Genomic DNA, 24217 nt, shown 5'->3' on the forward strand with positions numbered 1-24217 from the left:
CCCTCCCGCCGCCCGCGGGATGCGGGCTAAGGCTTCACAGGCTGTGCGTAGTGCAGATCCACTGTGCCGGAGTAGCCGGCAAGAGTCACCGCCTCGTGCTGGTCCACCTTCCAGCCCAGGCCGTAGGCGTTGACGTACTGCAGATAGTTCTGGATGGCGGGTGAGGCGGTCAGCGCCTTGTTCAGTGCCGTGCGGTCGCCGACGGCGGTGACGGTGTAGGGCGGGGAGTAGACCCGGCCCTGGAGGATCAGGGTGTTGCCGACGCAGCGCACGGCGCTGGTGGAGATCAGCCGCTGGTTCTTGACCCGGATGCCCTTGGCGCCGCCCTGCCACAGGGCGTTGACCACAGCCTGCAGGTCCTGCTGGTGGATGACCAGGTCATTGGGCTGGGGCTCGGGGATGCCGGGGATCTTGGCGGTGGCGTTGGGCGGGGCGTCGGTGAGGGTGACGGTGACGCCGGGTCCGGTCAGCGGCTTGGTGCCGGCGTTCTTCTCGAGGGCCTTGAGCTTGGCGTCCTCGGCCTTGGAGCTACCGTTGTCGCGTTGGGCGAGGGCGTCGACGCGTTCGCGCAAGGTGGCGTTACGGTCGTCCTGGGCACCGTTTTTGTGGCTGCGTTCCTCGATGAGGTCGGACAGTCGCAGCATGGAGTCGTCCGAGCGGAGGTTGGTGCCGCGTGCGGTGTCGAAGCTCAGCCAGAACAGCAGGCCGGCGAGTGCGAAGACGGTGAGCGTGAGGAGCCGTGCCGGCCGCAGGCGGGTGCGGGCGGGGCGACCTGGGGAGTCAGCGGAATTGCTCAACGTACCCTTACTCCTTACGACGCCGCGGAAGCACTACGCTAACGGACGCCCGGGCGAGGAATCGCGCCCCGTCGTTTCCTTCCCGGCACCCGTCCGTACCGCCCCCTCGCAGGTGGGGGCACCGCCCGCTCGAGCGCCGTCGAGAGTGGCGGAGCAGCGCATCGACAGGAGTGTTCCTCGTGCCGAAGTCACGGATCCGCAAGAAGGACGACTTCACGCCGCCACCGGCGGCGAAGACCACCAGTCTGAAGATGAATTCGGGCCGTGGCTGGGTCGCGCCGCTGATGCTGGCGATGTTCCTGATCGGGCTCGCCTGGATCGTGCTGTTCTACGTCTCGGAAGGCGATCTTCCGATCAGGGCGATGGGCAACTGGAACATCGTGTGCGGCTTCGGCTTCATCGCGGTGGGCTTCGGCGTCTCCACGCAGTGGAAGTAGGGCCTGCCCGGCCGTAGCAAGCCCTGCCCAAGGCCATCCACACCGTTATCCACAGCCGGGGAAAACTTCAGAAGATCTGTGGATAACCCTCGGGGGGTTGACGCCGGTGTGACCGGCGGCAACCATCCCCGTGCCCCGCCGCTCCTAGTCCTTACTGGGGAAATGCAGCTCAGCGCGGAGCGGAACGAGTGTTCCCCACAGCTTGCACAAGATCCGGCACGCACTGTGGACAACCTGTCCCGTCGGACCCCCGCAAGCGGTACGGGCCGCTCAGCCCACCAGCTGGAGCGTGCGTACCCACACCACCGCGACGATCACCAGCAGCGCCACCGCGCACGTCGCGACGTGCACCGGCTTCCGGTGCTCGCGCGGCGCGTGCACCATGCCGTACGCGACCGCGGCGCCCACCACCAAGCCGCCGACGTGCGCCTGCCAGGAGATGTTCGGCCAGACGAAGGTGAAGACCAGGTTGAGGCCGAGCAGGATCAGCACCGGCTTCATGTCGTAGTTCAGCCGGCGCATCAGGACGGCGGTGGCACCCAGCAGCCCGAAGATCGCGCCGGAGGCACCGAGGGAGAAACCCGTCGGCGACGCGAGCAGATACGTCAGGGCGCTGCCGCCCAGGCCGGAGAGCAGGTACAGGACGCTGAACCGGAGCCGGCCGAGCGCGGCTTCCAGCGGCGGGCCCAGCCACCACAGCGAGAGCATGTTGAACGCGATGTGCGGGATCTCCTGGTGCAGGAACATCGCGGTCACCAGGCGGTACCACTCCCCCTCGGCGACCCCCTGGGGCAGATAGCCGGAAGGGCTGCGCCCGAACAGGACCAGTTCGTTCAGCAGCTGGCCGCTCTTGTCGACCTGCACCGCGATGAAGACGGCGAGGTTGATGCCCATCAGGATCAGGGTGATCAGCCGCGGATTGGCGGCGACGGTGCCGCCCGCGATGGTGCGAGGGGCCGCCGCGCGCGCCGTCCGTCCGGCACCGCTGTGGACGCACTCCGGGCAGTGGAAGCCGACCGAGGCACTGACCATGCAGTCCGGGCAGATCGGCTTGTCGCAGCGGGTGCAGCGGATGCCGGTCGTCCGGTCCGGATGGCGGTAGCACGCCGGCAGCCCCTCACCGTCGTGGGCGTTCTTCGGCTCCTGTGGGCTGCCTGGCACCTGGTCCATCGTCCCCTCGTCCTTCTTCTCCGTCCAGGAGCGTAAAACACACCGCCCCGCCCGGTGTACGACCGGGCGGGGCGCAATGGTTCCCCGGAGCGGGACGCTGTCGGCCGACTCCGGTCCGTGGGCCCGCTCAGCGGGTTTCGATGACGACCGTCTCGATGACGACGTCCTGCACCGGACGGTCGGTCCGCGGGTTGGTCTGGGTGCCGCCGATGGTGTCCACGACCTTCTTGCTGGCGTCGTTGGTGACCTCGCCGAAGATGGTGTGCTTGCCGGTCAGCCACGCGGTGGGCGCGACGGTGATGAAGAACTGCGAGCCGTTGGTGCCCGGGCCGGCGTTCGCCATGGCGAGCAGGTAGGGCTTGTCGAAGGCCAGGTCGGGGTGGAACTCGTCCGGGAACTGGTAGCCCGGGCCGCCGGTGCCGTCGCCCAGCGGGTCGCCGCCCTGGAGCATGAAACCGCTGATCACACGGTGGAAGACCGTGCCGTCGTACAGCTTGTCCGTGGACTTCTTGCCGGTCGCCGGGTGCGTCCACTCCCGCTCGCCGCCGGCGAGCTCGACGAAGTTCTTGACCGTCTTGGGGGCGTGGTTCGGCAGAAGCCGGATCTCGATGTCGCCCTGGTTGGTCTTCAGGGTGGCGTAGAGCTGTTCAGCCACGATCTACCTTCCATAAGTCTTCGCTGGCGGTTGACGATCCTCGCACGGACCGGTCCGCCCGTCGCCCGCCACAAGCGGCCACGCCCTTCGCGCGTATTTTCACCCGCCGTCCGGCCGCCGACCGGCGGTGGAGCCGTCCTCCGGGTCGTACACCTGCCCCGGATTTCGACGGGTGTGCCAGGACAACGGGAATCGGGCGCGCAGGGCGCCAAACCGTGGCATTGTCGTCATAAGGCTCCGGAAGGTCCCCGATGACCCGGATGCCCGGTCTTACATGCCGTACGGCGTGCAAGCGGGCATGATCTTGAATCGGGTGGACAGGCGACACAACAGACATGGGGGACCACCCCCAAAGCCCCGGACACGCCACCGAGGAGGAGGATCCCGTGACCCGCAAGGACAGCGTGCGCGCGGCGACCGGTACGGCCAAGGACAGCGTGCGGCACGCCGCGGAGGTGGTGGCTCCGTATGCCGGTACGGCCAAGGAGGCCGCCGTGCACTACGCGCATGAAGCCCGTACGCGCATGGGGCCCAAGGTCGCCGAGGCCGCGCACCAGGCCCGGTCGCAGTACGACGCCCACCTCCAGCCGCGCCTGGAACACGCCCGTGACGCCCTGCCGCCCAAGGTCGACGCCGCGGCCGGCCGGGCCGCCCGGCGGACCCGCAAGGCCGCCCGGCAGGCCGCCGAGTACACCGCGCCCCGGCTGGAGAGCGCGGTGAGCTCGGCCCGTGCGGCCGCCGATCCGGTCCGCGAGGAAGCCCTGGCCCGCGGCAGTGCCGCGCTGGCCGCGCTGCGCGGGCAGGTGACGGCCGCCGAGATCGCCAAGCTCCAGAAGAAGCACAGCCGCCGCTGCCGCACCGGGAAGGCCGTGAAGCGGCTGGCCATCCTGGGCATCCTGGCGGGCGGCGCGGTCGCCGCCTGGAAGTGGTGGGACAAGCAGGCCAACCCCGACTGGCTGGTCGAGCCGCCGGCCCCCACCGAGGTCGGCGAGCGCGGCCGTCTCAACGCCGTGGACGGCAGCGAGGGCGCCTCACTCGACCCCGAGGTCCAGGCCAAGCAGGACGAGGACCAGGCCGACGAGCGCGGCCGCGGCGGCAGCACCGCCTGACGCCGCCGGCACCACACCGACGGGCCGTGCCCGCCACCCTCTCAACAGGGCGGCGGGCACGGCCCGTTGGCGTCTGCGCGCCCCGGCGACGAAGGCCCGGACGCCACCCGCCGCCGCGGCCCCGCGCGGCATTACGCTCCGTCAGCTCCGTGCGCCCACCCAGGTGAAACACGCGCCTTCGAGGTCACCAAACGTGCCGAAAAGCATATTGGCGGGTTACCTCGTGCCTGCCCACCGGTCGTGACGCACAGCGCCACGACCGCTGCCGGAGCATTGCGGAGGAGTACCGTCATGTCGTCGCGTTTCGTCAAACGGTCCATCGAAGCGAGCCTGTCCGTGCTGATCGTGCTGGTGTGCGCCTACGGCCTCACCGCTCAGGCCGCTGCTGCCGCCGCTCCGCCAACCGCTCCAGCGGACACCGACTGGGAGCGGGTCGCCGCCTGCGAGAGCAGCGGCCGCTGGCACATCAACACCGGAAACGGCTACCACGGCGGACTGCAGATCGATTCCACCACCTGGCGTGCCTACGGTGGCCGCGACTTCGCCCCCCGCGCCGACCTCGCCTCCCGGACACAGCAGATCGCGGTCGGGGAACGTATCGCCGAGGACCGCGGCATGGCGCCGTGGCCCAACTGCGGGCGCTTCGGTCTCTTCGGTGACAACCAGAACGAGGCCCGGGGAACCACCGCCCGTCACCGGCATCCGTCGGCGAACCGGCACTCTTCGTCCCAGGCACACCGGACCCCGTCGGCGGCCCACCCGCACAAGCACCACCGCATCCACCGGGGCACCGGCACCAGGGCCGGCAACGCCTTTGTCGTGCAGCGGGGCGACTGCCTCTCGGTCATCGCGCGCCAGCAGCACGTCCCCGGCGGCACCCAGGCCCTGTACGACCTGAACAAGAACACCCTGGAGCAGGGCCCGGACCACATCTACCCGGGGCAGCACCTGCGGCTGAGCCGCTGAGCGGACGCGGGCGCCGGGCCCTCGCGGCACCACCGGCGCCCGCCGACCGCACCAGTCCGTGCTGCCCAACAAAAAACCCTCTGACCTGCGTTTATGCAGATCAGAGGGTGTTGGGCGGTGGAGCCTAGGAGAGTCGAACTCCTGACATCTGCCATGCAAAGACAGCGCTCTACCAACTGAGCTAAGGCCCCTTCGCGGACCAGGGTACCTGGTACCGGGCGCCTTTCCCGACCGGGTATCGCCGTGCCCCGCCCCCCTCCGTAGGATGCGTCGCGAGATTCGCGGCAGCGAAGCGCGATCGGGGAGACAGGGGAGACGCATGGACGCAGCACAACAGGAAGCCACCGCGCGGGCCCGGGAGCTGCAGCGCAGTTGGTACGGGGAGCCTCTGGGTGCACTGTTCCGCCGTCTCATCGAGGATCTCGGCCTCAACCAGGCCCGGCTGGCCTCCGTACTCGGCCTGTCCGCTCCGATGCTGTCGCAGCTGATGAGCGGGCAGCGCGCGAAGATAGGCAACCCGGCCGTGGTGCAGCGCGTCCAGGCGCTGCAGGAACTGGCCGGACAGGTCGCGGACGGCAGTGCCAGCGCCGCCGAGGCCACCGACCGCATGGACGAGATCAAGAAGACGGCCGGCGGTTCGGTACTGAACAACACCACGCAGCAGACGTCGTCCACCGGGGCGACCACCGTACGTCGCGTGGTGCGCGAGATTCAGTCGCTGCTGCGCTCGGTCTCCGACGCCGGCGACATCATCGATGCGGCGAACACCCTCGCCGCCACGCATCCCGAACTGGCAGAGTTCCTCAGGGTCTACGGTGCCGGCCGCACCGCGGACGCGGTCGCGCACTACGAGGCGCACCAGAGCTAGCCACAGCGGAGCTTGCGGAGCACGGGAGCGGGACGGGGCGTCATGGGTGAGATCTTCGCCGGTCGGTACGAGCTGATCGACCCGATCGGACGAGGCGGTGTCGGTGCCGTCTGGCGCTCCTGGGACCACCGCAGGCGCCGCTACGTAGCCGCCAAGGTGCTGCAGCAGAGCGATGCGCACACCCTGCTGCGCTTCGTACGGGAACAGGCGCTGCGGATCGACCATCCGCACGTGCTGGCCCCGGCGAGCTGGGCCGCCAACGACGACAAGGTGTTGTTCACCATGGACCTGGTGAACGGCGGCTCGTTGGCCCATCTGATCGGTGACTACGGCCCCTTGCCGCCGCGGTACGTGTGCACGCTGCTGGACCAGTTGCTGGCCGGACTGACCGCGGTCCACGCCGAGGGGGTCGTGCACCGGGACATCAAACCGGCCAACATCCTGCTGGAGGCCACCGGCACCGGACGCCCGCATCTGCGGCTGAGCGACTTCGGTATCGCGATGCGCAAGGGCGAGCCGCGGCTCACCGAAACCAACTATGTGGTGGGCACGCCCGGTTACTTCGCGCCCGAGCAGATGCTGGGCGCCGAGCCGGACTTTCCGGCGGACCTGTTCGCGGTCGGCCTGGTGGCGCTGTATCTGATCACCGGCACCAAGCCGGACGCCGAGGCGCTGGTCCGGCACTTCGCCGAGCACGGGGTCCCGGACGCTCCCCAGGACGTCCCGGAACCGCTGTGGCAGGTGCTGGCCGGTCTCGTGCATCCGGACCCGGAGTCGCGGTTCAGGACGGCCACGGGGGCACGCAAGGCGATCCTGTCGGCGGCCGAGTTGCTGCCGGACGCGACGATCGAGGACGAGATCGTCGAGGTCTTCGACCACATAGGGCCGCTGCCCAGCGGGTTCGGGCCGTCCGGGCCGTTCGCTTCGCGCGGCGGAGCCGGGAGCGCGGCCGACGGGCCGGGCTCACCGTCGGACACCGGGAGCTTCCCGCTCGCACCGCCGGATTCGAGCCTGCCGGTGCCGCAGCAGCCGAGCACCCCGCCGACTCCGACGCCCACCCCGGTGCCGGGCGCGGCTCAGGGGAGCACGCCTCCGGACCACGGGCTGCCCGTCGCACCGGCCACGCCGTCGGCACCGATGCCGTCGTACGAGCCGACGGTGGCCGTCCGGCCGGAGATGTCGGCGACCCGGCCCTATACGGCGGGCCCGTACCCAGTGCCCCATCCGCCGGCCGGGGTGCCTGTGCAGCAGGCGCCGACGGGACCGGCGACGCCTGCCGCGGGGGCTCCGGTCGCCGCACGGGCCGCTTCGGTGTCCGTCCCGGAAAGGCGTCCGGGACCGCCCGCGAAGGTGGCGGTCCCGGTACTGATCGTCGCACTGCTGTGCATCGCGGTGGGCATCTGGGCGCTGTCGGTCTCCTGACGGGCCGGGCGGCCGGGCGACTACCAGTTCTGCGGAGGACCGAACTGCTGCTGTTGCCCTCCGTGTTGGCTCTGCTGCGGCGGTGCGGGCTGCCCCTCCTGCGGAGGACGCGCCGCAGCGGCCCCGGGCGCTCCCGGAGAAACGACCCGGCGCCGGGCCACGAGGGTCCAGACGCCCAGCCCCACCAGCAGCACCACTCCGGTGCCGATGCCGGCGTAGCCCACGGCCCGCAGGGTGTTGTTCCCGCCCGCCGCCTCCTCGGCCCGGCCCGTCCTGGCCATCTCCCGGTCCGCGTCGGTGACGGTGAACTCGGGAGCCGGTCCGGCGTACGCCGGACCGGCTTTCGCCTCGTTGCGTACGTCCACCCTCAGGATGAAGTCGGTGCCCTTGGGGAAGTACCGGGTGGCATGGGAGTTCAGGGTCACCTCGAGGTAGTACCAGCCCGCGAACCGCATCGCCTTGACGGCACTGGTGGTGGTGAAGCGGTTTTCATAGGCGATGGGGGCGGTGAATTCCTTCACGGTGGTCGGCTTGCCGTCGTACAGGACGAAGTTGTCGCCGCTCACCAGGCCGCGTGCGGGGTTGAAGACGCTCAGCCCGAAGCCGTCCCTGACAGAGCTGCTGCCGGGGGCGGACGCGTTCGGCAGCTCCGCACGCAGGTTGAGCCGCTGGCCCCAGTCCACCGGCACCCGATAGAAGCGGGTCTCGCCGGGCCGGATGCGGTCCTTCCATACGCCGCCGGTGACCGAGGCCGCGTCGTTGAAGCCGGTGCCGCCCGTGGCGGGCTGTGTGGTGGGGTCGGTGCGGGGCGGCGGTGTCCGGGTGGGCCAGTTGCCCTCGGCCGGCGCGGAGGGTGCGGTGCCTTTGAGCCCGGGTTCGGTCACGAACCTCAGCTCGATGGGCCAGTCCTCGGGCCCGGAGGTCTCCGGCCCCTTGCGGGTGACCACGACGTAGTACAGCCCGGCCGCCTGGCACTGGGTGCGGTCGCCGCCGACGAGTCGCTCGGCGTAGTCGCCGATGGGATAGGGCGTTCCGTCGCCGTGGAAGGACTGCGAGGACTCCGATGTACAGGAGGCGCCGTCGCTGTCCTGGATGTCGACGGTCAGCTTGTCGCTGTAGTCCTCGACCTTGGTGCCCGGGCGGGGCGCGGCGACCACCGAGACATAGGCACTGGATCTGGCGTCCAGCTCGATGCGGTAGTACTTCTCGGTGTTGCGGTCGATGCGGTCGGTGCCCAGCCCCGGCTTGATCTGTGAAGCGTCCGTGGCGATGGCGGCGCCCTTGATCGCGGTGGCGCCGCGTGCCGTCCGGTAGTGGGGAAGGCCCTCCGCGGAGGCCACTCCCACCGCCCCGGGCAGCACCGCCACCATGCCCAGTGCCGTCAGTACGGCGAGCCCTCGGGTCGTGCCCCGCCCCGTCACCACGAGCCACCCCTCATCGCATCCGCATCGCCGCCGCGCGGTTTCCTGCGGGCCCGCAGATAGGCGACCGCGAGACCGGCCAGCAGCAGTACGCCGATACCGCCGGAGACGGCCGCGACCACCGGGCCGGCCGCCCATCCCGCCCTGCCGTCCTGCGTGCCGTCCGCCGAAGCACCGGAGGCGTCGTTCCTGGCGACCACCGCACCGGCCTGCGGACCGGCCTTCGCCTTGCCCAGGACGGCGACCCGCAGCACCACGCCGATGTGCGGGTTGCGCGCGATCTCGGAGGCCTTGGCGCCCAGGGTCACCGCGATGTAGAAGTTGCCCTTGTCGTGCACGGGGGTGACGTTGGGGTGGTTCTCGTAGCGGTTGGTCCAGGCGACCGGGACCGTCCCCATGCTGAGCGACGCCGGGTGTCCGTTGTAGGGGACCTGCGGGCCGAACTCCCCCGTGCCGCTGCCGACCGGCATACGGGCCGGGGTGTAGACCTGTGTGCCGCCGTAGGAGGTGGTGGCGCTGAAGCCTCTGACCGTCGGCTCGTTGGCGAATTCCACGTCGTAGCGCAGCTGCTGTCCCCAGCCGACCGGCACCTTGTACCAGAGGGTCTGCGAGGGAAGAACCTTGTCCCGCCAGACGCCCTGGGTGAGGGTGCGGGCGTCGTTGAAGCCGGTGCCACCGGAGACGTCCTTGGGAGCGCTGGTGGGCAGTGCGGCGTCCTTGCCGCCCGCACCGTACTCCGGCTCCGACTGTGCGGGCGTGACGCCCTTCTTCAGCGGATGTTCCACGTGAAACATCACCTCGAGCGGCCAGGGCGAGGCATCCGATCCCTTGGCCGCCTTGCGTTCCACGACGAACCAGTAGCGGCCGGCCTTGTCGCAGCCGGCGGTGCCGTCCTGGGAGGGGACACGGCTGAGGCCGGAGGTGAGCGGGGTGGCGCCCTCCCGCTGGCCGAACAATTCGGTGGTGGATCCGCAGGTGCTGTCGATGTCGTGGACGATCTCGGTGTGCAGGGAGTCGAGGGAGTCGACCGCCGCACCGGGCTGGGGCACGACGGTCGCCGAGAAGTCGGCCGTGGAGACGGCGTCCAGGTCGGTGGCGTAGAAGCGCCTTTCGTTGGGCCCGATGCTGTCCAGGTACTGCCCGGGGGCGATGCCGGGCGCATTCGCGTTGGTGGGTGTCCCCTGAACCTTGTCGCCCTTGAACCGGTAACCGTCCGCCGAGAGTTGGCCGGCCCGCTGGAGCTGACGGGCGAGCGCCTTGGCGTCGGGGGCGTCGTAGTACTGGCCGTTGCCCGACTTGGCGATGCACTCCAACTGCTGCCGGGCCCGGCCGGCGACGTGGAATCCGATGGCGTCGATGTGCAGATCGACGCCGGACGCGGCGAGTTGGGCGGCGACCTTGCACGGCGGCGGGGTGACGCAGTTGTCCTCACCATCGGAGATCAGCAGGATCGTGCGCTTGCCGATCGCCCCTGTGGACGCCTTGGGCAGGTCGTGAGCGGCCTTTTGAAGGGACAGCCCGATGGGAGTGTCCCCCTTGGGCCGGACGCCGCTGACGGCCCGCTTGAGGCCCGCCCGGTCGAGCGGGGACACTGGCTGGGCGAGCCGGGTGTCGTCGCAGCCCTTGGCCCTGTCGGAGCCGTAGAGCCGCAGGCCGGTCGGATAGCCGGCGGGGAGCCCATCGACGACCGTGCCGACGGCCTTACGGGCGGCGTCGATCCGGGTGGCGCCGGAGCCGTCCTTTTCGGCCATGGAGCCGGAGGAATCCAGCACCATCACCATGCCGTTGCCGTTGCCGTTGCCGTTGCCGGATGGCGCGGCCGGTGCGGCCTGCGCGGGCGGCGTCGCCTGGAGCGGCGCGGCGGCGAGCGCCAGCAGCAGTCCACCGAGCAGCACCACCGCCCCCCTGCGGCGTCGTCGTGCCATATCCCTCGTCCCCCTTGCGTACCGCGTGTCTCGTCCCGCACATCAACGCACACCGGGATACCACGCACATCACCTTTGCTGCTGCAAGCTAGTAATGTGCTAACGCAAATTCAAGGGGGCCGGCGTCACGGCACTGCAACAACACCGACCCACCGCCAACGCACCTGCGCGCGACGTCATCCCACGGCGCCCTGCGCATCCCACAATGCACGAGACCCCGGCTGCCAGAGGCAACCGGGGTCCGTACGAACTGCTGTGCGTTGGGGTCTCACACACCCGAACCTGCGGGCACGGAGTCGGTCGCCTCCGTCCACAGATCCTGCTCGGCGCGATCCGCCTGGATCTGGCGGTACACGAGGAGCCCGCCGATGGCGGCCAGTGCGACCAGGAGAAGCTTCTTCACCGCGCGACCTCGTCTTTCGTTGACGTAGGGGACCTATGTCGGCCGATGATACACACCGGCCGATACCGATCGGTTATCAAGGCCGCACTCGACCGCAACCGGAACCCACGGCGTCGGCGGAGCCCCAACTTCCCTTTTCCGCAGGACGAATCGGCCCGGCCCCGCACCCGCTCTCCCGCGGGATACAAACGCATCGGCCCGGCCGGAGAAATCTCCGGCCGGGCCGATTGTGCAGTGCGGCTACCAGGACTTGAACCTGGGGCCTCTTCCTTATCAGGGAAGCGCTCTAACCGTCTGAGCTATAGCCGCGCGTTCGCTGCACCGAAAGATTAGCGCACTTCAGAGGCGTTCCCAAAATCGGTTCCGATGACCGTCCGACGAGCCCGCCACCAGCGGCTCTACTCGTCCTCGGCGAGGGTCAGCTCCACCCCGCCCACGAACCCCGCGGACAGGTTGTAGATGAACGCACCAAGCGTCGCCAGGGCCGTCGCCAGCACCACGTCGATCACCGCGATGATCGACGTGAACAGCAGCACCCGGGGCAGCGAGAGGAACGACTGCAGATCGAAGCCGCCGCCGTCGCCCGAGCCCGTGGCCTCGCTGATCGTGCCGCCGACGGTGGAGAAGACGCCCATCGCGTTCATCACCATCCACAGCACCGAGGCGGCCACCACCGTGCACACGCCCAGGGCGATGGACAGCAGGAAGCTGACCTTCATCACCGACCAGGGATCGGCACGCGCCACCCGCAGCCGGGCCTTGCGGGTGCGCGGCACCGTGCCGGCGCCCGTGCGGGGCTTGCGCACCGACTGACCGCTACCGGTGCCGCCGCCCGCGGGGTAGGCCTGCGGCGGCTGGTAGGGCTGCGCCTGGCCTCCCTGGTGCTGCGGCTGGGCCTGCGGCTGATGCTGCGGTTGGTGCTGCGGCTGCGGCTGACGGGTATCGGTCACGGTTCCCCCCTTGTCGGAGCCCTCGTCTCGGGGGCTTTCGGACGCGGCAGAGCCACGGGCGCCGTCTTCCGTCACGGTCGCGGGTCCGGACGGGGAGCCGTTCCCGGCTCCCGATCCTCCCGCTGCAGCGCCCGTGGCTCCACTCACGACCTACTCCTCGTGCTACTCCGCCGCGGGCTGCTCGCCCTCGGCCGCCGCCGGCTCGGTCCCTGCGACCGCCTCGGTCTCCTCGGTCTCATCGACCCCGTCGACCTCTTCGGCCTCACGACCGGCCTCGGCGTTCCGTGCGATGCCGACAACGGCATCTCGCTTGCCCAGGTTGATCAGTTGGACGCCCATGGTGTCACGGCCGGTCTCCCGTACCCCGTTGACCCGCGTACGAATCACGCCACCGCCCAGGGTGATCGCCAGGATCTCGTCGTTCCCCTCGACCACCAGGGCGCCGACCAGCGAACCACGATCCTCCACGATCTTGGCGGCCTTGATCCCGAGGCCGCCACGGCCCTGGACGCGGTACTCGTCCACCGGAGTGCGCTTGGCGTAGCCGCCGTCCGTCGCGGTGAACACGAACGTCCCGGCGCGCACGACGTTCAGCGAGAGCAGCTGGTCGCCCTCGCGGAAGCTCATGCCCTTGACGCCGGAGGTGGCCCGGCCCATCGGGCGCAGCGCCTCGTCCGTCGCCGTGAACCGGATCGACTGCGCCTTCTTGCTGATCAGCAGCAGATCGTCGCTCTCCGACACCAGCTCGGCGCCGATCAGTTCGTCGTCCGAGCCGTCCTCCTGCTCGCGCAGGTTGATCGCGATCACACCGCCGGAGCGGGGCGAGTCGTAGTCCTTGAGCGGGGTCTTCTTCACCAGGCCGGCCTTGGTGGCGAGCACCAGGTACGGCACGGCCTCGTAGTCGCGGATGGCCAGGATCTGCGCGATCTGCTCGTCCGGCTGGAAGGCGAGCAGGTTGGCCACATGCTGACCGCGCGCATCGCGGCCCGCGTCCGGCAGCTCGTACGCCTTGGCACGGTAGACCCGGCCCTTGTTCGTGAAGAACAGCAGCCAGTGGTGGGTGGTGGAGACGAAGAAGTGGTCGACGATGTCGTCTTCCTTGAGCTTCGTGCCCCGCACGCCCTTGCCGCCGCGCTTCTGCGAGCGGTAGTCGTCGGTCTTCGTCCGCTTCACATAGCCGCCACGGGAGATCGTGACGACGATGTCCTCCTCGGCGATCAGGTCCTCGATGGACATGTCGCCCTCGAAGGGCACCAGCTTGGAGCGCCGGTCGTCGCCGAACTTCTCGACGATCGCGGCCAGTTCCTCGCTGATGATCTGGCGCTGGCGCTCCGGCGAGGCCAGGATCGCGTTGTACTCGCTGATCTTGCGCTGCAGCTCGTCGTGCTCGGAGGTGATCTTCTGGCGCTCCAGGGCGGCCAGCCGGCGCAGCTGCATCTCCAGGATCGCGTTGGCCTGGATCTCGTCGATGGTCAGCAGGCCCATCAGGCCCTCGCGCGCGACGTCGACCGTCTCGCTGCGCCGGATCAGCGCGATGACCTCGTCGATGGCGTCCAGGGCCTTGAGCAGACCGCGCAGGATGTGCGCCCGCTCCTCGGCCTTGCGCAGCCGGAACTTCGTCCGGCGGACGATGACCTCGATCTGGTGCGTGACCCAGTTCCGGATGAACGCGTCCAGGGAGAGCGTGCGCGGCACGCCGTCCACCAGGGCGAGCATGTTGGCACCGAAGTTGGTCTGGAGGTCGGTGTGCTTGTAGAGGTTGTTGAGGACGACCTTGGCGACCGCGTCCCGCTTGAGGACGATGACCAGGCGCTGGCCGGTGCGCGAGGACGTCTCGTCGCGGACGTCCGCGATGCCGCCGATCTTGCCGTCCTTGACCAGGTCGGCGATCTTCTGCGCGAGGTTGTCCGGGTTGGTCTGGTAGGGCAGCTCGGTGACCACCAGGCACTGGCGGTTCTGGATCTCCTCGACGGCGACCACCGCGCGCATCGTGATGGAGCCGCGGCCGGTGCGGTACGCCTCCTCGATGCCCTTGCGGCCCACGACCAGCGCGCCGGTGGGAAAGTCGGGGCCCTTGATGCGCTCGATCAGCGCTTCCAGCAGCTCCTCATTGGATGCCTCGGGGTGCTCCAGCGCCCACTGGGCGCCGGCCGCGACCTCGCGGAGGTTGTGCGGCGGGATGTTCGTCGCCATACCGACCGCGATGCCGGCGGAGCCGTTGATCAGCAGGTTCGGGAAGCGCGCCGGCAGGACCGTCGGCTCCTGGTTGCGGCCGTCGTAGTTGTCCTGGAAGTCGACGGTCTCCTCGTCGATGTCCCGCAGCATCTCCATGGAGAGCTGCTTCATCTTGCACTCGGTGTACCGCATGGCCGCGGCCGGGTCGTTGCCCGGGGAACCGAAGTTGCCGTTGGAGTCCACCAGCGGCATCCGCATCGACCACGGCTGCGCCAGGCGGACCAGGGCGTCGTAGATCGAGGAGTCGCCGTGCGGGTGGTACGTACCCATGACGTCACCGACGACGCGGGCGCACTTGTAGAAGCCCTTCTCGGGGCGGTAGCCGCCGTCGTACATCGCGTACAGGACGCGGCGGTGCACCGGCTTGAGGCCGTCGCGCACATCGGGCAGCGCACGCGAGACGATGACGGACATCGCGTAGTCGAGGTAGGAGCGCTGCATCTCCGTCTCGAGCCCGACGGGCTCGACGCGCATGCCCACGCCTTCGATGGCGGCGGGCGCGCCCTCGGCGGTCACGCCGTCCGGGGTCACAGGAGGGTTCTCGTCGGCCATTGCTGTTCAAAGTCCTTTCGAGCTGCGGCTGTTGTGAGGGCCGACAGGGCTCAGATGTCGAGGAAGCGGACGTCCTTGGCGTTGCGCTGGATGAATGAGCGGCGTGCCTCGACGTCCTCGCCCATCAGCACCGAGAACAGGTCGTCCGCGCGGGCGGCGTCGTCCAGCGAGACCTGACCGAGGACACGGTGGTCGATGTCCATGGTCGTGATGCGCAGCTCCTCGGCGTTCATCTCACCGAGGCCCTTGAACCGCTGGACGGAGTCGTCCTTGATCCGCTTGCCGTTCTGCTTGCCCAGCTCGATCAGCGCGTCCCGCTCCGCGTCGGAGTAGGCGTACTCGAAGTCGTCCCGACCCCACTTGATCTTGTACAGCGGCGGGCGGGAGAGGTAGACGTGGCCGGCCTCGACCAGCGGGCGCATGAAGCGGAAGAGGAAGGTGAGCAGCAGGGTGTTGATGTGCTGGCCGTCGACGTCGGCGTCCGCCATCAGAATGATCTTGTGATAGCGGAGCTTCTCGATGTCGAAGTCCTCGTGGACCCCGGTGCCGAAGGCCGAGATCAGCGCCTGGACCTCGTTGTTCTGCAGGATCTTGTCGACCCGCGCCTTCTCGACGTTGAGGATCTTGCCTCGGATCGGGAGGATCGCCTGGTACTGCGGGTTGCGGCCGGACTTGGCCGAGCCGCCGGCGGAGTCACCCTCGACGATGAAGATCTCGCACTTCGTCGGGTCGTTGGACTGGCAGTCGCTCAGCTTGCCCGGCAGCGACGCCGTCTCCAGCAGGCCCTTGCGGCGGGTCAGATCGCGCGCCTTGCGGGCCGCGACCCGGGCGGTGGCCGCCTGGATGCCCTTGCGGATGATGTCCGCGGCCTCGTTGGGGTTGCGGTCCAGCCAGTCCGTGAGGTGCTCGTGCACGACCTTCTGGACGAAGGTCTTCGCCTCGGTGTTGCCCAGCTTCGTCTTGGTCTGGCCCTCGAACTGCGGCTCGCCGAGCTTGACCGAGATGATCGCCGTCAGACCCTCGCGGATGTCCTCGCCCGTGAGGTTGTCGTCCTTCTCGCGCAGCAGCTTCTTGTCGCGCGCGTACCGGTTGATCAGACCCGTCAGCGCCGCGCGGAAGCCCTCTTCGTGGGTGCCGCCCTCGTGGGTGTGGATGGTGTTCGCGAAGCTGTAGACACCCTCGCTGTACTGGGTGTTCCACTGCATCGCGAGCTCGACCGAGAGCAACCGCTCCTTGTCCTCGGCCTCCACGTCGATGACCGTCGGATGCACCAGTTCGCCCTTGCGGGAGTTCAGGTACTTCACGAAGTCGACGATGCCGCCCTCGTAGTGGTAGCGCACCGTGAGGGGCTTGCCCTCCTCGTCCACATGGTCCGCTCGCTCGTCCGTCAGGGCGATGGTCAGGCCCTTGTTGAGGAATGCCATCTCCTGGAAGCGCCGCGACAGCGTCTCGAAGCTGTAGTCGGTGGTCTCGAAGATGTCGCCGTCGGCCCAGAACGTCACCGAGGTGCCGGACTCGTCCGTGGCCTCGTTCTTGGCCAGCGGCGCGGTCGGCACACCGAGCTTGTACTCCTGCGTCCAGCGGTAGCCGTCCGTGCGGACCTCGACCGCCACCCGCTGCGACAGCGCGTTCACGACGGAGACACCCACGCCGTGCAGACCACCGGAGACCGCGTAGCCGCCGCCGCCGAACTTGCCGCCGGCGTGCAGCACCGTCATCACGACCTCGACGGCCGGCTTGTTCTCCGACGGCACGATGCCGACCGGGATACCGCGGCCGTTGTCGACGACGCGGACGCCGCCGTCGGGCAGGATCGTCACGTCGATGGTGTCCGCGTGACCGGCCATCGCCTCGTCGACGGAGTTGTCGACGACCTCTTGCACGAGGTGGTGCAGACCACGCTCGCCCGTCGAGCCGATGTACATGCCAGGGCGCTTACGGACCGCGTCCAGGCCTTCGAGGACGGTGATCGCGCTGGCGTCGTACGACTTCTCCACCGAGGAGTCGCCCATGACGCCGGCAGGAACCCCCTCTTCGGTAGAAGCCGTGTTGTTCTCGTTGAGGTCGCCGGAGTCGGCCACGAAGCGCCCTTTCTGGCACAGCACAAGCCCTTCCGCGCCTGTGGGGCAACCCCAGAAAAGACAGGCGAGAACGGCTGCGTCGTTCGACATGTTCCGCGAGTGGGCGGGATTGCCACCAGTCTACCGGTAGCGCTGACACTCATGGGGGTTTGCAGGCGCCTGAGTCGTCATGTGCCGCCCTGAACTGACGTCCGCCGACTCCCCATATTCGAGAAGGGGCCTCAGGACGCTCACACGGGCACTCAGCGCTTCCGGCTGTCAACCGGCCGCTACCGTGAGCGGAGTCTCACCCGTCCCACTGGCGCACAGGCGTCGCCCGGCTCAGCCGTAGGTGTCGCCGGGGCCCTTGCTCCCCGGTGCCCGCAGGGGTCCGTAGCGCCGCGCGGGGCCGCCGGGACCCAGCACCTTGATCAGCTTCACCGTTCCCTGGCCGAGGTCCTGGTTGAGCCGAGCCACCAGCTGCGGCGCCAGCAGCCGAAGCTGCGTCGCCCACACCGTGGAATCGCACTGCACGGTCAGCACCCTGGCGTCCTCGTCGTACCGCTGCGGCTCGCAGTGCTGCGCCACCTCGGGCCCGACCAGCTGCGGCCAGCGCCCCATGACCCCGCCGACCGCCGCCGGCGTCTCCCAGCCGCGCTCGGTGATCAGCCGGTTGATCGCCGCACCGAGCGGCAGCGGATCGCGGCCGTCCGCGCGCGCACCCGAGCGCAGCCCGCCGCGCCGCGCCTGCTTCTTCTGCTGCGCGGCCGCACCCCGGGCCCGCGCCTGCTCCTTGGCGGCCACCAGCGCCTGGCGGGCCAGATCCACTCCGGACAGCTCCGGTGCACGGGGCCGCTCCGGCTCCGGGGCGCTCACGGGGCCACCTTCTGCGCGGTCCCGTCGGAGACCGCGTAGCGCGCCCCGGCCAGCACGCCCGGCACATCGTCGTCCACCGCCGCCGTCACCAGCACCTGCTCGCCCGGTGCCACCAGCTCCGCGAGCCGCTCACGCCGCCGCGCGTCCAGTTCCGCGAAGACGTCGTCCAGGACGAGCACCGGCTCATTGCCCTCGGCCCGCAGCAGGTCGTACGAGGCCAGCCGCAGCGCCAGCGCGTACGACCAGGACTCGCCGTGGCTCGCGTACCCCTTGGCGGGCAGCTGCCCCAGCTTCAGCACCAGATCGTCGCGGTGCGGGCCGACCAGCGTCACCCCGCGCTCGATCTCGCCCTTGCGGGCCTCGCCCAGCGCCGACAGCAGCACGCCGTAGAGCTCCTCACGACCGGCCGCCGCGGCCATCGCCTCGCCCGCCGACCCGCGGTACTCCAGCGCCAGCGGCCCACCGCCGGGCGCCAGCTGCTCGTACGCCTTGTCCGCCAGCGGCTGCAGCGCGCCGATCAGATCCAGCCGCTGCGCCAGCAGCTCGGCACCGGCGCGGGCCAGGTGCTGGTCCCAGACGTCCAGCGTCGACAGGTCCATCTGTCGCCCGCCGTGCCGCCGCGCCAGCGCCGCGGTCTTGAGCAAAGTGTTGCGCTGCTTGAGCACGCGGTCGTAGTCGGAGCGCACCCCCGCCATCCGCGGCGAACGCGCCGTGATCAGCTCGTCCAGGAACCGTCGGCGCTCCCCGGGGTCCCCCTTGACCAGGGCCAGATCCTCCGGCGCGAACAGCACCGTCCGTACGATCCCCAGCACGTCCCGAGGCTTGACCTGCGAAGACCGGTTGATCCGGGCGCGGTTCGCCTTGCCGGGGTTGAGCTCCAGCTCCACCAGCTGCTGCCGCTCGCCCTGGACGACCGCGGCCCGGATGATCGCCCGCTCGGCGCCCATCCGCACCAGCGGGGCATCCGAGGAGACGCGGTGGCTGCCGAGGGAGGCCAGATAGCCGACGGCCTCCACCAGGTTGGTCTTGCCCTGGCCGTTGGGGCCCACAAAAGCCGTGACGCCCGGGTCGAGCGGGACCTCGACCCGGGCGTACGAGCGGAAGTCGGCGAGCGAGAGATGCGTGACGTGCATGACGTGGTGCGCCGACCTCCCAGGGCTGCTGGCTGTAGCTGGCTTACTTCTTGTTCTCCACCGCGTGGCCACCGAACTGGTTGCGCAGCGCGGCGATCATCTTCATCTGCGGGGAGTCGTCCTGACGGGATCCGAAGCGCGCGAAGAGCGAGGCCGTGATCGCGGGCAGCGGCACGGCGTTGTCGATCGCGGCCTCGACGGTCCAGCGGCCCTCACCGGAGTCGGCGGCGAAGCCGCGCAGCTTCTCCAGGTGCTCGTCGTCGTCGAGGGCGTTGACGGCCAGGTCCAGCAGCCAGGAACGGATGACCGTGCCCTCCTGCCAGGAGCGGAAGATCTCGCGCACGTCCGTGACGGAGTCGACCTTCTCCAGCAGCTCCCAGCCCTCGGCGAAGGCCTGCATCATCGCGTACTCGATGCCGTTGTGGACCATCTTCGCGAAGTGGCCGGCGCCGACCTTTCCGGCGTGCACCGCGCCGAACTCGCCCTCGGGCTTGAGGGCGTCGAAGATCGGCTGCACCTTGGCGACGTCGTCCTTCTCGCCGCCGTACATCAGCGCGTAGCCGTTCTCCAGGCCCCACACACCTCCGGAGACGCCGCAGTCGACGAAGCCGATGCCCTTGGCCTTGAGCTCCTCGGCGTGCTTCTCGTCGTCGGTCCAGCGGGAGTTGCCGCCGTCCACGACGATGTCGCCGGGCGCGAGGAGCTCGGCCAGCTCGTCGATCGTCGACTGGGTGGCGGCACCGGCCGGCACCATGACCCAGACGACTCGCGGACCCTTGAGCTTGCCCACAAGCTCCTGGAGGCTGTTGACATCCGCCAGTTCCGGGTTGCGGTCGAATCCGACGACGGTGTGGCCGGCGCGGCGAATGCGCTCGCGCATATTGCCGCCCATCTTGCCGAGACCGACGAGGCCGAGCTCCATCAGAGACCCTCTTTGCACGTAGTCGTTGCTGTTGTTCCCGAGTCCGAGCCTACGCCCGCGACCTCGTGCACAGCTGTGGGCTCAGCCGCTCATCGGGGGCCTGTCAGCCAGTCGCCGCAAGGGCTCCGATGAGCGGCCGGGCGCTCGGGTTCGCCGTCCTCAGCCCGACAGCCGGACGGGCATGATCAGGTACTTGTACGCGTCGTCCGCCTCGGCGTCCTTGGCGGGCCGACCGCTCAGCAGCGCGGGCTTGGTGGACGTCGTGAAGGACAGCTGCGCCACCGGGGAGTCGATGGCCGACAGGCCCTCCAGCAGGAAGCCCGGGTTGAAGGCGATCGAGATGTCGTCGCCGTCCAGGTCGGCGTCGACCCTCTCCACAGCCTGTGCATCGTCGCTGGAGCCGGCCTCCAGGATCAGCACACCCTGCTCGAAGCTCAGCCGCACCGGGGTGTTCCGCTCGGCCACCAGCGCCACACGCTTGACGGCCTCGACGAACGGGGCGGTGTCGATCACGGCGACCGAATTGAACTCGGTCGGGAAGAGGGTGCGGTACTTGGGCAGGTCGCCTTCCAGCAGACGCGTGGTCGTGCGGCGCCCGGCACCCTCGAAGCCGATCAGCCCCTCGCCGGCGCCCGAGCCGGACAGCGCCAGCGTGACGGTGTCGCCGCTGCTCAGCGACTTGGCGGTGTCCAGCAGGGTCTTGGCAGGGACCAGCGCGACCGCGGAGGCGTCCGGGCTCTCCGGCTTCCACAGGAACTCACGGACGGCGAAGCGGTAGCGGTCGGTGGAGGCCAGGGTGACGGTGTCGCCCTCGATCTCGATCCGTACGCCGGTGAGCACCGGCAGGGTGTCGTCGCGACCGGCCGCGATGGCCACCTGGGCAGCGGCGGCGGCGAAGACCTCGCCGGGGACGGTGCCGGTGGCGGTGGGCATCGCCGGCAGCGACGGGTACTCCTCCACAGGCAGGGTGTGGAGGGTGAAGCGGGAGGAGCCGCAGACCACGGTGACCCGTACACCGTCGGTGGAAATCTCCACCGGGCGGTTGGGGAGCGCGCGGCAGATGTCGGCGAGCAGGCGGCCGGAGACGAGGACCGTGCCCTCTTCGTCGACATCCGCTTCCACAGAGACCCGAGCGGAGACCTCGTAGTCGAAGCCGGAGAGGCTCAGGGCGCTGTCCTCCGCCTTCAGCAGCAGGCCCGCGAGGACGGGCACCGGCGGACGGGCCGGGAGGCTCTTGGCCGCCCAGGCCACTGCCTCCGCGAGTACATCGCGCTCCACCCGGATCTTCACCGGAAACCGCCTCCTGCTGTTGCTGGCTTGCGCCCTGCTGGCCTTCTTCGTCGGCTGGGTTGCCGGAGACCAGTCTGACGCACGCAACCGACAGTCGGTGCGGCTCGGGGTCAAGTCGGCTCGGCCCGCTCCAGGCGCTCGCCGCCCAACTTGTGCACAGCCCCCGCTTTCAAGCGAAGTCCACGGTAGATATCAGTGGTCGTAGTAGTAGGGCCTGTGGAAACGGTGGACAACTGCTTCTGCGCAGGTCAACACCGTTTTTTTGTCCACCGGCCCTGTGGGCGGCAGCAGTGGATAAGCGGGCGGTTCTGTGGACCGCGGAAAGTTCTGCACACCCGATGCACAGGGGGCGGGCGGTTCTCCCCAGTGTCATCCCCAGCTTTACCCCGGTTCCCCACAGCCCAACCAACCCACTTGATGTGACGGCTTTCACTCGGCCCGGTGAGAGCGGGTGTTGCGTTGCCGAACAGTGGACGAAGGTGTGGAGAAGCCGGGGATCACTGGGGACAACAGGGCTTCTCCTGTGGGCGGCCGGTGGACAAGCCGAGCACCCCGCTGTGGACGAAATCTCTGTCCACAGCCTGTGGATTGTGGTTGGCCACAATTCCACACCCGGCTGACCTCCGCTGATGCCCTGCCGGGACGGCTGCCTGTGGATTCCCCAGGGATAACTCTGCTCTCCCCAGGGTGTGGAGGAAAGATTCTTGCCCAATCTGTGGAGGAAGGCCGTGACCGGGTCCGGAATCGAACACGCGAGGCGCGCTCCCCAGACTCGGGACGGCGACGGGACGGGTCCGGGACGGGTTCGGGACCGCGACGGGACGGGTTCGGGAGGGCGTACGAAGGGGATCGGAGCCCTTCCTCGGACGTCTGGGGGCGGCCGCTGACGACGAAGGGCGCTCCGGGAACGTCTCCCCGGAGCGCCCTGGGCGCGTCTGGTACGGCCGGCCTCAGCCGTTCTTGATGCGGTTGGTGAGCTCGGTGACCTGGTTGTAGATGGAGCGGCGCTCGGCCATCAGCGCGCGGATCTTGCGGTCGGCGTGCATCACGGTCGTATGGTCCCGGCCGCCGAACTGCGCGCCGATCTTCGGCAGGGAGAGATCGGTCAGCTCCCGGCACAGATACATGGCGATCTGGCGGGCGGTGACCAGCACCCGGCTGCGCGAGGATCCGCACAGGTCGTCGACGGTCAGCCCGAAGTAGTCGGCGGTCGACGCCATGATCGCGGTGGCGGTGATCTCCGGTGCGGCGTCCTCGCCGCCGGGGATCAGGTCCTTGAGCACGATCTCGGTCAGCCCCAGGTCCACCGGCTGTCGGTTCAGCGAGGCGAACGCCGTGACCCGGATCAGCGCGCCCTCCAGCTCGCGGATGTTGCGCGAGATCCGGGACGCGATGAACTCCAGCACCTCCGGGGGAGCGTTCAGCTGCTCCTGCACCGCCTTCTTCCGGAGGATCGCGATCCGGGTCTCCAGCTCGGGCGGCTGGACGTCGGTGATCAGGCCCCACTCGAAGCGGTTCCGCAGCCGATCCTCCAGGGTGACCAGCTGCTTGGGCGGCCGGTCACTGGAGAGCACGATCTGCTTGTTGGCGTTGTGCAGCGTGTTGAAGGTGTGGAAGAACTCCTCCTGCGTCGACTCCTTGCTCGCCAGGAACTGGATGTCGTCGACCAGCAGGATGTCCATGTCGCGATAGCGCTTGCGGAACGCGTCCGCCTTGCCGTCGCGGATGGAGTTGATGAACTCGTTGGTGAACTCCTCCGAGCTCACGTACCGCACCCGGGTGCCCGGATACAGGCTCCGCGCGTAGTGCCCGATGGCATGCAGCAGGTGGGTCTTTCCGAGGCCCGACTCCCCGTAGATGAACAGGGGGTTGTACGCCTTGGCCGGCGCCTCGGCGACGGCGACCGCGGCGGCGTGCGCGAAGCGGTTCGACGCACCGATGACGAAGGTGTCGAAGAGGTACTTCGGGTTCAGCCGTGCGGTCGGCTCACCCGGCCCGGTGGCGGGTGCGGGCTGCGCGGCGAGCGGGCTGGGCGCACCGCTGGGCGCGGGCAGAGCGGGGCCGCCACCGGGCCGGCCGGTCGGCTGGTGCTCGGACAGGTCGCGGCGCGGCGCGCGGTAGTCGTTCTGCTGCTGTATGTGCGAGGGGGGCGGCGAGGCGTACGGGTCGCGTTCGGGGAAGCCGCCCAGGTGCTGCTGCTGCCAGCCGTAGCCGTCCCGGGGGCCGGGGCCGCCGCCCATGGCGGTGGGGTGCTGCGGCCAGGCGCCGGGTTCGTGCCGGGGCTGGGAGTAGTCGGGGTAGGCCGGCCGGACGCTGGGCAGCTCGTCGTTCTGGCGGCCGTAGCCCTGCCGGTTGTCGTGCCTGCCGTCGTGCCGACTCTCGTGCCGGTTGTCGTGTCGGCTCTCGTGCCGGTTGTCATAGCCGTCGTATGCGTCGTGCTGCTGCGTCTGATGCGACGACTGGTGCTGCGGCTGCTGCTGGTGCTGTTGCACCTGCTGCTGTCCGTGCTGTTGCTGCTGCGGCGCGGGGGGTGCGGACTGCGCCGGCGGCTCCTCGGCGGAGTCGTCGACGGTGATCGCGATCCGGATGGGCCGCCCGCACTCGTGGCTGAGGGCCTCGCCGATCAGCGGCGCGAGCCGGCCTTCGAGCACGCCCTTGGCGAATTCATTGGGGACGGCGAGCAGCGCGGTGTCGGCGACCAGCGCCAGCGGCTGGGTGCGCTTCAGCCAGTCCTGATCCTTGGGCTTGAGGCCGTCGGCCTCGGCACGCAGGAGGTGGTCGAGTACGCGCGGCCACACTGCGGCAAGATCGGCGGGGACTTCAGCCACAAGGCACGCTCTCTCACAGTCCCACGAATGTGTGATTCTCAGGACGGGCGGGAAGGAATCGGAGTTCAGCAACGGTAGTCAGGCCGGGCCTGCGGATTCAAGTTGTTGTCCACAGGCTGTGCATAGTGTGTCCTGACAAGTGCCTGTCTGGAGCGGTCAGGAGCTGGTTTGACCGGATGGCGTAGCCGCGCGTACCGT

General features: G+C 69.5%; 19 protein-coding genes and 2 tRNA genes. 5 read left to right on the forward strand and 16 right to left on the reverse strand.

The annotated features are described in order from the left end of the window. Positions 1–26: 26 nt before the first annotated feature. A complete protein-coding gene (locus tag ACGFML_RS17990) occupies positions 27–797 on the reverse strand; it encodes a DUF881 domain-containing protein (protein WP_393544744.1) in 771 nt (256 codons plus the stop codon). Positions 798–976: 179 nt separating this feature from the next. Here ACGFML_RS17990 and crgA point away from each other — a divergent pair, with 179 nt between their 5' ends. After that, positions 977–1234, forward strand: coding sequence for a cell division protein CrgA (gene crgA / locus ACGFML_RS17995; RefSeq protein ID WP_393544746.1), 258 nt, complete (start codon positions 977–979; stop codon positions 1232–1234). A 270-nt stretch (positions 1235–1504) separates the two neighbouring features. On the opposite strand, the gene ACGFML_RS18000 is transcribed toward crgA, so the two are convergent. Together ACGFML_RS18000 and ACGFML_RS18005 are read right to left on the reverse strand one after the other, a co-directional pair. Then, a complete protein-coding gene (locus tag ACGFML_RS18000) occupies positions 1505–2404 on the reverse strand; it encodes a rhomboid family intramembrane serine protease (RefSeq protein ID WP_393544747.1) in 900 nt (299 codons plus the stop codon). Between the two features lie 127 nt (positions 2405–2531). Next, the gene (locus tag ACGFML_RS18005; protein WP_393544749.1) at positions 2532–3059 is read right to left on the reverse strand and encodes a peptidylprolyl isomerase; all 528 of its coding nucleotides are present in this window, start codon (positions 3057–3059) and stop codon (positions 2532–2534) included. Positions 3060–3445: 386 nt separating this feature from the next. Here ACGFML_RS18005 and ACGFML_RS18010 point away from each other — a divergent pair, with 386 nt between their 5' ends. Beyond that, the gene (locus ACGFML_RS18010; RefSeq protein ID WP_393544751.1) at positions 3446–4168 is read left to right on the forward strand and encodes a DUF5324 family protein; all 723 of its coding nucleotides are present in this window, start codon (positions 3446–3448) and stop codon (positions 4166–4168) included. A 291-nt stretch (positions 4169–4459) separates the two neighbouring features. Next, positions 4460–5134, forward strand: coding sequence for a transglycosylase family protein (locus ACGFML_RS18015; RefSeq protein WP_393544753.1), 675 nt, complete (start codon positions 4460–4462; stop codon positions 5132–5134). 118 nt (positions 5135–5252) lie between these two features. On the opposite strand, the gene ACGFML_RS18020 is transcribed toward ACGFML_RS18015, so the two are convergent. After that, positions 5253–5325, reverse strand: a tRNA-Ala gene (locus ACGFML_RS18020). Positions 5326–5453: 128 nt separating this feature from the next. Between ACGFML_RS18020 and ACGFML_RS18025 the strand changes: the two genes are divergently transcribed. Together ACGFML_RS18025 and ACGFML_RS18030 are read left to right on the forward strand one after the other, a co-directional pair. Beyond that, a complete protein-coding gene (locus tag ACGFML_RS18025; protein WP_393544755.1) occupies positions 5454–6002 on the forward strand; it encodes a helix-turn-helix domain-containing protein in 549 nt (182 codons plus the stop codon). A gap of 42 nt (positions 6003–6044) precedes the next feature. Then, entirely contained in the window at positions 6045–7424 is a 1380-nt protein-coding gene (locus ACGFML_RS18030) for a serine/threonine protein kinase (RefSeq protein ID WP_393544757.1), read from the forward strand. 20 nt (positions 7425–7444) lie between these two features. Here ACGFML_RS18030 and ACGFML_RS18035 read toward each other — a convergent pair whose 3' ends face one another. The 12 genes from ACGFML_RS18035 to dnaA form a co-directional block, all read right to left on the reverse strand. Then, positions 7445–8848, reverse strand: a complete 1404-nt coding sequence (locus ACGFML_RS18035) for a hypothetical protein (RefSeq protein WP_393544759.1) — start codon at positions 8846–8848, stop codon at positions 7445–7447. Then, positions 8842–10770 carry a VWA domain-containing protein gene (locus tag ACGFML_RS18040; protein WP_393544761.1) on the reverse strand — a complete coding sequence of 643 codons (1929 nt, stop codon included), beginning with the start codon at positions 10768–10770 and terminating at the stop codon, positions 8842–8844. Before ACGFML_RS18040 ends, ACGFML_RS18035 begins: the two co-directional genes overlap by 7 nt. 268 nt (positions 10771–11038) lie before the next feature. Continuing rightward, positions 11039–11173 carry a DLW-39 family protein gene (locus ACGFML_RS18045; protein WP_003958712.1) on the reverse strand — a complete coding sequence of 45 codons (135 nt, stop codon included), beginning with the start codon at positions 11171–11173 and terminating at the stop codon, positions 11039–11041. Positions 11174–11408: 235 nt separating this feature from the next. Continuing rightward, positions 11409–11482, reverse strand: a tRNA-Ile gene (locus tag ACGFML_RS18050). Positions 11483–11571: 89 nt separating this feature from the next. Then, on the reverse strand, positions 11572–12270 hold the full coding sequence (locus ACGFML_RS18055; RefSeq protein WP_393544763.1) for a DUF3566 domain-containing protein: 699 nt from the start codon (positions 12268–12270) through the stop codon (positions 11572–11574). Between the two features lie 15 nt (positions 12271–12285). Beyond that, on the reverse strand, positions 12286–14910 hold the full coding sequence (gyrA, locus tag ACGFML_RS18060) for a DNA gyrase subunit A (protein WP_393544765.1): 2625 nt from the start codon (positions 14908–14910) through the stop codon (positions 12286–12288). Positions 14911–14960: 50 nt separating this feature from the next. Beyond that, positions 14961–16991, reverse strand: coding sequence for a DNA topoisomerase (ATP-hydrolyzing) subunit B (gene gyrB / locus ACGFML_RS18065; protein ID WP_393544767.1), 2031 nt, complete (start codon positions 16989–16991; stop codon positions 14961–14963). Between the two features lie 321 nt (positions 16992–17312). Beyond that, positions 17313–17846, reverse strand: a complete 534-nt coding sequence (locus ACGFML_RS18070) for a DUF721 domain-containing protein (protein WP_393544768.1) — start codon at positions 17844–17846, stop codon at positions 17313–17315. Further along, positions 17843–18979, reverse strand: a complete 1137-nt coding sequence (gene recF / locus ACGFML_RS18075; protein ID WP_393544769.1) for a DNA replication/repair protein RecF — start codon at positions 18977–18979, stop codon at positions 17843–17845. The genes ACGFML_RS18070 and recF overlap by 4 nt, the downstream gene beginning before the upstream one ends. 43 nt (positions 18980–19022) lie before the next feature. Next, positions 19023–19901 (reverse strand): phosphogluconate dehydrogenase (NAD(+)-dependent, decarboxylating), encoded by an 879-nt coding sequence (gene gnd, locus ACGFML_RS18080; RefSeq protein ID WP_393544771.1) that lies wholly within the window; start codon positions 19899–19901, stop codon positions 19023–19025. Between the two features lie 159 nt (positions 19902–20060). Further along, positions 20061–21191 carry a DNA polymerase III subunit beta gene (dnaN, locus tag ACGFML_RS18085; RefSeq protein ID WP_393544773.1) on the reverse strand — a complete coding sequence of 377 codons (1131 nt, stop codon included), beginning with the start codon at positions 21189–21191 and terminating at the stop codon, positions 20061–20063. 950 nt (positions 21192–22141) lie between these two features. After that, on the reverse strand, positions 22142–24019 hold the full coding sequence (dnaA, locus tag ACGFML_RS18090; protein ID WP_393544774.1) for a chromosomal replication initiator protein DnaA: 1878 nt from the start codon (positions 24017–24019) through the stop codon (positions 22142–22144). Positions 24020–24217 lie beyond the last annotated feature (198 nt).

This window comes from Streptomyces sp. NPDC048650, assembly GCF_043199095.1.
Classification (GTDB): domain Bacteria; phylum Actinomycetota; class Actinomycetes; order Streptomycetales; family Streptomycetaceae; genus Streptomyces.

Excerpts from the sequence above, each read along its gene's own strand:
- ACGFML_RS18000 (WP_393544747.1), bottom strand. The coding sequence starts at position 2,404 with ATGGACCAGGTGCCAGGCAGCCCACAGGAGCCGAAGAACGCCCACGAC.
- ACGFML_RS18015 (WP_393544753.1), top strand. The coding sequence starts at position 4,460 with ATGTCGTCGCGTTTCGTCAAACGGTCCATCGAAGCGAGCCTGTCCGTG.
- ACGFML_RS18025 (WP_393544755.1), top strand. The coding sequence starts at position 5,454 with ATGGACGCAGCACAACAGGAAGCCACCGCGCGGGCCCGGGAGCTGCAG.
- ACGFML_RS18030 (WP_393544757.1), top strand. The coding sequence starts at position 6,045 with ATGGGTGAGATCTTCGCCGGTCGGTACGAGCTGATCGACCCGATCGGA.
- ACGFML_RS18040 (WP_393544761.1), bottom strand. The coding sequence starts at position 10,770 with ATGGCACGACGACGCCGCAGGGGGGCGGTGGTGCTGCTCGGTGGACTG.
- gyrA (WP_393544765.1), bottom strand. The coding sequence starts at position 14,910 with ATGGCCGACGAGAACCCTCCTGTGACCCCGGACGGCGTGACCGCCGAG.
- recF (WP_393544769.1), bottom strand. The coding sequence starts at position 18,979 with ATGCACGTCACGCATCTCTCGCTCGCCGACTTCCGCTCGTACGCCCGG.
- gnd (WP_393544771.1), bottom strand. The coding sequence starts at position 19,901 with ATGGAGCTCGGCCTCGTCGGTCTCGGCAAGATGGGCGGCAATATGCGC.